Genomic DNA, 8,214 nt, shown 5'->3' with positions numbered 1-8,214 from the left:
TAAATCCTTATCTGGCAAGAGATTTAATTGATTAGTTCGCTCTAGATAGAAAACAATTAACAAAAATCGCCAAATGTCTTTCTCTATAAGAGTTTCATTCCTTATAACCCTGTACGTTGCATAAGACAAACCGAAGAGCCTACTTTTAGAATGGCAAAGTCTGCTTTTTTCCGTAAATGTTTGAATTTTTGGCTTAGGGTGAAAGATGGAGGAAATCGCAATCTCAGAAGATTTCAATTGTCTGACTACAGTTCTAAAGCTTCGTAGATGTATAATTTATTCAAAAAACCGACGGTGCTGAAGTGATAACTAGGTAAAGGCGGAGGGAACCATAATTCCGTTTGATAAACGCTGAAAATAACAAAATTCTTTCTAGATGTGTTAGTGGCGATTGCTTCTTGTAAAAAAGGATGACCCGTATCCACCAACATTTTACAGTAACCCCGCAAGAGAGCCTGCACCTCGATGGAAGCTTGCGCCCGAGCGCAGACATTATCCTTAAGATAGCTAGTTAACCTCTGGGAAGCGTATTGTTCGTAATCTTGACGATTGGGGTTAGTTGTCAGCAATATCCCCGCAATTCCCCCTAAAACCACTCCTACCACCATTCCCCCTAACCGTGCCAATTTCATAAGCTCTCAAATCATCACTCACTTACCCTAACCATAGCCCGAATTAGGATAAAAAACCTGTTGTCAACGATTCGTTTTCTGGTATAGTAGATATGTGTAAGGCGAGCGTAGCCAAGTGGTTAAGGCAGTGGATTGTGGTTCCACCACTCGGGGGTTCGAGTCCCCTCGTTCGCCCTCTTTTTAAGGATCGCTGATGATTAGGCTTTGAGGGAGTCGATTGCCACTTACCCGCTCAAATCCCCAATCAATTCGTTATCGGTAAAACCCTACACCCCACACCCTACACCCCACACCCCACATCCTGTCCCCACGAAAAACTTTTTGCCGCAAACCCTACTTACCAGTTAAGACGGCACTGGAGAAGCGGAGTAGCGATAACGTGATAGTTTAGATCCGATCGGTAATGTGATGTGAGGAAAATAATGACCAGAGTAAATCCGAAGTTAATTATTCATGGGGGAGCGAGTTCCCTAGAGGACAAAGGTGGTTTAGAATCAGTCCGCGATTCTCTCCGGGGGATTGTTAAGAATATTTACAACCTCCTTGACAATGGTGCTAGTGCTGTGGAGGCGGTGACGAAAGGATGTATGTTACTGGAGGATGAACCGCGATTTAATGCCGGGACCGGTTCGGTGGTGCAATCGGACGGTCAGGTGCGAATGAGTGCAGCCTTGATGGATGGTCGTCACCAGCGTTTAAGCGGTGTCATTAACGTCTCGCGGGTACAGAATCCCATTAGCCTGGCTCAATTTCTCCAAAGTCAAGAGGATCGCATTCTCTCGGAAATTGGAGCTGCAGATCTGGCCCGAGAATTACAAATTCCCCTCTATGATCCCCTCACCGATTATCGGATTCAAGAATGGATGGAGGAAAGAAAGACGAATTTTAATCGCAAAATGGCCCGTTTATTCGCCGATTCGTCAGCGCAACGGGGAACTATCGGGGTAGTGGCCCTTGATCAGCAAGGAGACATCGCCGCCGGAACTTCTACCGGGGGGAAGGGATTAGAAAGAATCGGTCGCGTTAGTGACAGTGCCATGCCGGCCGGCAATTATGCGAATCCATGGGCAGGAGTAAGTTGTACGGGGGTCGGGGAAGATATTATCGATGAATGTTTAGCCGCTAAGGTGGTCATTCGCGTCACCGATGGTTTTTCCCTCGCCGCTGCCGTGGAGAAATCCATGCGCGAATCCCAAACTAATGGTCGGGATCTGGGCATGATTTCCCTTGATCGTCAGGGGAATATTGTTTGGGGGAAAACGGCGGAAATTCTCTTGGCTGCCTATCACGACGGTCAGGCGATCGGTGATACCCTAGAATGGCACGGTGAAAATGTGGGTTTAATCGGTCATGTAGCCGTCGGATAGTGGAACAAACTGCGATCGAGCCTAGTCTTTTCGGTTAATCTGTACAAGATACTTCTTCTCGAAAATCTCCGTGTGGCAATATATTATTCCTATTTTTGACCCCGATGTGAAAAACTGGTCAGCCGAAGCGCGATTATTGCGCTGGATGACTTTTTTGTGGCTGTTAGTCGGGTTAGTGGTGCTTTTTTCCGCTTCCTACGCTCTGGCTGACAGTCGCTTTGATAACGGACTATACTATTTTACCCGCCAATTAATCTGGCTTTGGATTGGCTTAATTGGCTTTAATTTCCTGGTGCGATTGCCGATCGAGAAACTCCTCAAAATCGCACCCTGGATGATTTTATTAGTTTTAGGATTAATTTTGATCACTCTTATCCCCGGTTTGGGAACTAATATCAACGGTGCCACCCGTTGGATTAAAATCGGGCCGATTCTCTTGCAACCGTCGGAATTTATGAAACCGTTTCTCGTCCTGCAAGGGGCGGCGGTTTTCGGTGGTTGGCCGCGTTTAAATGTCAATCAACGGTTAACTTGGATCGCTATTTTTGGGCTAATTCTAGCCGGCATCCTCTTACAACCTAACTTGAGTACCACTGCTCTGTGTGGTATAACTCTCTGGCTGATCGCTCTTGCCTCCGGTCTGCCTTTATCCTACATGACCAGCACCGCTTTACTGGGTTTAACTATGGCCGTGGTTAGTGTTACTTTCCGCGAATACCAGAGAAAACGGATTTTGTCTTTCTTAAACCCCTGGCAGGATCCCCGGGGTGACGGTTATCAATTAGTGCAGAGTTTGCTGGCGATCGGTTCTGGCGGAACCACCGGCAGCGGTTACGGTTTATCCCAACAAAAATTATTTTATCTACCCTTCCCAGATACGGATTTTATTTTCGCTGTCTTTGGCGAGGAATTTGGGTTTATTGGCGGTATTTTACTGTTAATCATGCTATTTCTCTACGCTACTCTCGCCCTGATCGTGGCGGTTAAATGTCGTCATCGCATCAAAAAATTAGTGGCGATCGGGGCGATGGTAATTTTAATCGGTCAATCCCTGTTAAATATCGGTGTGGCCACTGGTTCTTTACCCACTACCGGCTTACCTTTCCCTCTCTTTAGTTATGGCGGCAGTTCCAGTTTAGCCAGTCTCTTTTTAGCCGCCCTCTTAATCCGGGTGGCTAGGGAAGAAAATGACCCCGATCCAGTTCCCACCAGTAAAAAAAGTCCTCAGAAAACTGTCTCGGTTTTCAGTCATCAGTGATGGATTATGAATTATGAATTATGAATTATGAATTATGAAGTGGGGAGTGGGGAGTGGGGAGTGGGGAAGCTGTCACCCCAAAACCCCCCGCAACGCGCACGCAGTGACCCCCCTATCTCCTGATTCCTGACTCCTAACCCAATGTTCGACAAAGATAAGCAAAAATTATTTATTGATTCCAAAAACTTGAGAATATTTAAATTAACATTCCGCAATATTTACAAATTCTTAAGAATTAATTGAGAAAGATTTTTATTTAACAACGATGTTACAATGGTTACAGCGATTTGACAGAATTTCATAATGGGTTATTCTGTGCTTTTTTGGGCAGCAACGGTTGAAACCCTTGCCACACCTAGAAGGTAATCCTAATTAAGACAGGTAAATGAGTCAATTTCACCAACAACGATGCTCTTTTTTTTGTGTAGTTTTATTGCAAAAAAAAAGTTTTTTTGACAAAAAGCACAAAGTATGATATAGACCCAATGGATTTCTGGCTGCGAGTAATTATTGCAGAGAAGGGAAAGGGGAAAGGGGAGAAGGGAGAGGGGAGAAGGGAGAATAAATAGGGTTTGCGGCAAAAAGTTTTTCGTGGGGGCAGGGTGTGGGGTGTGGGGTGTGGGGTTTTACCCATTTTCAGGGGGTCAATTACCTAATTTTCAGGGAAAAAGTGCCTAAATTTCCCCCCCGATCACCCCAATGTCTGGCACTTTTTGATGGGAAAAAAGTCTAAAATTCTTATCCAACAAGGTTTTTAGATTTATTCAGCAAGCCCTAAATAGGGTTTGCGGCAAAAAGTTTTTCCTGGGGGCAGGGTGTGGGGTGTAGGGTTTTACCCATTTTCAGATGGTCAATTACCTAATTTTCAGGGCAAAAGTACCTGAATTTTCCCCCCGCTCACTCCCAGGGCTGGTACTTTTTGATTTCCAAAAAGTCTAAAAGTCTTATCGAAAAAATCGGGTCTAAAACCTCGCCTTTTAAGGCGAAAAGTTTTTGGAGCGGGGCATAAATCCCCGTTACAAAAACGGCCTCCTGCCCCCTGCCTCCTGCCCCCTGCCTTCGTTAACCAACAAGGTTTTTATACTAAATCCGTTGAGTATAGGCTACATATCAGGAGAGGCACTCATGCAAGAGGCACTCATGCAAAAGGGGGAATAAATAATCAGTCTTTAATAACCGGATTTAGTATTAGATTTATTCAGCAAGCTCTAATTAAAGATTTTATTAAGATTTCTGGCCATAGCCGCTCCCCGCTCCCATGCAGTCTCAACCAGAGTTTTAGCCTTAACCAAGCCGTATTACCCCGCACCCCAGAGGAACTTTCGCCAATTTTGTCGGCAAGGTGTGAAGTAACCCCCGTTCCCCGTTCCCTGGCCAAACCCTAGAAATCATCGGGAATAATCCATTGGGTCGGTTGCGTCAGTTTTTTCATTCTAGCGGCTTCTGCCATTGCTAATATTTTTTCCAAAGAAGTTTCGGCAATAAATTTGGCTGCTTCGGCGGCATGAGCTTGATTGGGGCATTTATCGCCTAAAATACAACCATTTAGGCAATCTACAGCACAATTTACCTGTTTTTCCATAAAAAATTTCTTTTTCTGACTAGATTTGGCCTTTATATTTTAACCCAACTTTTTTAAGTACCTAAGCAAAATTAATTACACCAAATCCGTTTTTAATAGTGCGATTAACTCCTAAGTTATGGATTGTTTCTCCCCGCTTGCTGCTAGGCCGCTCCCCACTCACCCCTCTCGACTTTACTATACTTTTTAAACAGGATTTAGTATTACACATCTTGCTAATCCTTTTGCCGCTCTCAACCCTAGCTAAGTAATTATGCCAGTTAAGAAAGCGGCACGCTTAACCTTTCCCTAACCCATAAATTGCTATACATTTTAATTGTGTGAGGAGTGAGAAGAAAGCAAAGTCCTTGGGGTCGAAACACGGCAAGACTCCCAAGGGCTTTTCCATGTCTAGGGAACAGTTGTCAGTCATGAACCAGCCTCAAGAGCGAGAACCTTTTGCCAGTTTAGTTTTATATCATCTCTTTAAATGGTCGATCGTTAGCCCAACCCTACACGGCTATTTTCGCGGTCGCGTTTACGGAGTGGAAAATGTCCCCCGGCGTCATCCTCTGATTATCGTCTGCAATCACGCCAGTTACTTCGATCCACCCCTATTATCCTGTGCCGTGCGCCGTCCCGTAGCTTATATGGCTAAAGAAGAATTATTTACCATCCCGATTTTAAAACAGGCGATCGCTCTTTATGGGGCCTATCCCGTCAAACGCGGCAGTGGTGATCGCGGGGCAATTCGGGCGGCGATGGGAGCATTAGCGGCGGGCTGGGCAGTGGGAGTGTTTCTGGAGGGAACGCGCACCGAGGACGGATTGATCCATCAACCAAAGCTAGGTGCGGCGATGATTGCCGCTAAAGCGGGAGTTCCCCTGTTACCCGTCAGTTTGTGGGGGACAGAAAAGATTTTTCAAAAAGGTTCTTCTTTTCCCCGTAGTATTCCCTTAACTATTCGCATCGGGGAAGTGCTGCCGCCACCGATTTCTAGCAAAAGAGAAGCTTTACAGGCAGTTAGCGAGCGCTGTGCCGAAATTATTAACGGATTACACGCCCTCGGACGCTAAATCGACCTTTTAAACAGGATTTAGTCAGCGAAGACGCATTTTAACCGCCTATCCTTAGATTAGCTAAATCTCTCCCCCCCTTTGCCCTAGGGTTGATTCATTTAAATTAAGTACAGCTGATTTTGAGTCAATAAATTTGACTGAAGATTCTCAAGTTTATCTTTCTCTAACCAAAAGAGTTAGTCACAATAACTAATCTTTAATCCTCTGCCAATATTTATTATGAAGAGATTGATAAAGCTTGTTCCCAAGCCACTAAAAGCCTATCTCTCTTCAAATTGTCTGAGAGTAAATCCTGTTAATATTGATACCAAATCCGGGTATTAAAAACTGATTATTTATTCCCCCTCTTGCATGAGTGCCTCTCCTGATATGTAACCTATACTCAACGGATTTAGTATGATTCTGTGGGAGGAATCTCCTGGGGTAGTATAAATGTAGAGGGAGAAACATTACCCCTCAAGGCGCGAATCGCCGAGCGTCATCAATTCCCAGATCAGGTTTCGAGGTAACAAGCCCTAGCTTGAAAAATTTGCTAAGATATATATAATCAACTTAAAAGGAGGAATTTATCAGACTATGACTATTACTGACGTTCAAGTAAATCTCTCGACCTCAGAAGATTTTTTAGATTCTGAATCATTAGCACAGATTGATTTAATGCAGCAAAAAATTCAAGAATATCTCCAAACCTTATCATTAGAAAATTTTAAAACTATTCTAGAATTTGCTACTTATTTATCAGATAAAGAGAGTGAGAAAGCAATCCAAGAAATTAGAGAAATTCCGAATATCCTAGAAAAATTAAAAGAAGCTGAAATGGATTTACAATCAGGTCGTCTCATTGATTGGAAAAACTCAGATGATTTATAAAGTCGGTTCTTCGTTACTTGGTATGGTTCGATAGGGGGGCATAAATGGACTAAATCCTTATCTGGCAAGAGATTTAATTGATTAGTTCGCTCTAGATCGAAAACAATTAACAAAAATCGCCAAATGTCTTTCTCTATAAGAGTTTAATTCCTTATAACCCTGTACATTGCATAAGACAAACCGAAGAACCATAAAGTCTGTTTAACAGCTAAAGCTAATAAAGTTTATTCTGAAGCTGATTCAGTCTTGAGAAAGAGGATTGCTAAGTGTTTAAAGATTCTTCAGGAAACGCCCAAAAATCACCCTCAAATTAAAGCATTAAAGGGAGAATTTGCTGGGAAGTATTGCTTCCGAGTCGGAGACTATCGGGTTATTTATATCGTTGATGATAGTCAATCTCAAGTTATTGCCTTACTCATTGAACATCGCAGTCAAGCTTACCGCTAATAAAACACGATGAATACAACAGAAATAAAAATTAGCACCCCAGATAGGTCTAGTCCTTTTTGTTGGGTTGAGCGAATAAATAGGTTAAAGAAAACCTCTCAATTTTAGGGGAGAGCGAAACCCAACACCTAAATCCGTCTGAATCGGCGCTCGCTATTCCCCTCCTCTCATGACTTTTTGTTGGGTTTCCTTACGTCAACCCAACCGACGGTAATTACTATGATTACTCTAGGATTTGAAAATGGCGATCGCTCTTACTACTCTCTCATGACTTTTTGTGGGGTTTCCCTGCGTCAGCCCAACCTACGCTAATTGTTATGATTGCTATATGATTTTTAGTCAGTTCGCAGACTATGGTGAACAATCAGTACAGCTTCACCTGATGACATCCTCTGTATTGTAAAGTTTCAATACAAATATGGTCATATATAGTCATTCATGGTAATATGTACAGACAAAACTATCGGACTAGGCAAAAAAAACAGGAATAAGTTATCGAACGGCTTGGAGGTGGTGGAAACAAGGGAATTGAACAGGCTATCAATTGCCTTCTGGTACAATTATCACAACGGATGACAACCCTTCAAAACCCGACGCTGAGTTAAAAGACAACGAATAATAATGTTAGTAGCAGAAAGACACATTATCAAGAAAGGACATCGATTTTGGGCTGAGATAGATAATTTATCTTGGCAGTCTAAAAATCTTGACAACTCAGCCAATTATTTAATCCGACAAAACTTCATTTATGGTCATGGCTATTTGACCTATAAGTAGTCGTGCAAAATTAATTTCCTAGTCGAGACAGGAGACTCCGAGACAGGAGACTCCGAGACAGGAGACGGGAGACTCCGAGACGGGAGACGGGAGACGGGAGACAGCTATTAGGGATCGGATTTGAGTTTTCAGTTCACTGTTTCCTCACACCAGAAGTCTGACGGAGTAGTGGCTTAGATGTGTAATTAATTTTGCTTAGGTACTTAATCAGATGGCATCTCTG

General features: G+C 43.3%; 7 protein-coding genes, 1 tRNA gene and 2 pseudogenes. 6 read left to right on the top strand and 4 right to left on the bottom strand.

The window, feature by feature from the left end:
• Positions 1-237 (bottom strand): annotated as a pseudogene (locus IM456_RS15780) (hypothetical protein); the annotation flags it as partial.
• Between the two features lie 8 nt (positions 238-245).
• Positions 246-632 carry a DUF4359 domain-containing protein gene (locus IM456_RS15775; RefSeq protein WP_149985552.1) on the bottom strand — a complete coding sequence of 129 codons (387 nt, stop codon included), beginning with the start codon at positions 630-632 and terminating at the stop codon, positions 246-248.
• Between the two features lie 101 nt (positions 633-733).
• Between IM456_RS15775 and IM456_RS15770 the strand changes: the two genes are divergently transcribed.
• The 3 genes from IM456_RS15770 (at position 734) to IM456_RS15760 (ending at position 3,257) form a co-directional block, all read left to right on the top strand.
• Positions 734-806, top strand: a tRNA-His gene (locus IM456_RS15770).
• A gap of 248 nt (positions 807-1,054) precedes the next feature.
• Positions 1,055-1,999: an isoaspartyl peptidase/L-asparaginase gene (locus IM456_RS15765; protein ID WP_002783758.1), complete on the top strand. Its 945-nt coding sequence runs from the start codon at positions 1,055-1,057 to the stop codon at positions 1,997-1,999.
• Positions 2,000-2,069: 70 nt separating this feature from the next.
• Complete coding sequence (locus IM456_RS15760; RefSeq protein ID WP_149985553.1) at positions 2,070-3,257, top strand: FtsW/RodA/SpoVE family cell cycle protein; 1,188 nt, start codon at positions 2,070-2,072, stop codon at positions 3,255-3,257.
• Positions 3,258-3,289: 32 nt separating this feature from the next.
• Here the strand turns inward: IM456_RS15760 and IM456_RS15755 are convergent, their stop codons facing one another.
• Both IM456_RS15755 and IM456_RS15750 read right to left on the bottom strand, forming a co-directional pair.
• Entirely contained in the window at positions 3,290-3,472 is a 183-nt protein-coding gene (locus IM456_RS15755) for a hypothetical protein (RefSeq protein ID WP_149985554.1), read from the bottom strand.
• A gap of 1,166 nt (positions 3,473-4,638) precedes the next feature.
• Entirely contained in the window at positions 4,639-4,839 is a 201-nt protein-coding gene (locus IM456_RS15750; RefSeq protein WP_149985555.1) for a hypothetical protein, read from the bottom strand.
• A 386-nt stretch (positions 4,840-5,225) separates the two neighbouring features.
• On the opposite strand from IM456_RS15750, the gene IM456_RS15745 reads away from it, so the two are divergent.
• The 3 genes and pseudogenes from IM456_RS15745 to IM456_RS15735 form a co-directional block, all read left to right on the top strand.
• Positions 5,226-5,894 (top strand): lysophospholipid acyltransferase family protein, encoded by a 669-nt coding sequence (locus IM456_RS15745; protein WP_149985556.1) that lies wholly within the window; start codon positions 5,226-5,228, stop codon positions 5,892-5,894.
• A gap of 579 nt (positions 5,895-6,473) precedes the next feature.
• A complete protein-coding gene (locus IM456_RS15740; protein ID WP_149985558.1) occupies positions 6,474-6,767 on the top strand; it encodes a hypothetical protein in 294 nt (97 codons plus the stop codon).
• Positions 6,768-6,956: 189 nt separating this feature from the next.
• Positions 6,957-7,214 (top strand): annotated as a pseudogene (locus IM456_RS15735) (type II toxin-antitoxin system RelE family toxin); the annotation flags it as partial.
• Positions 7,215-8,214 lie beyond the last annotated feature (1,000 nt).

The sequence above is a fragment of the Microcystis sp. M079S1 genome, from assembly GCF_020246425.1.
GTDB lineage: Bacteria > Cyanobacteriota > Cyanobacteriia > Cyanobacteriales > Microcystaceae > Microcystis > Microcystis aeruginosa.
The sequence above is the reverse complement of the archived record's forward strand: the minus strand, read 5'-3'. Positions and strand labels throughout refer to the sequence as shown.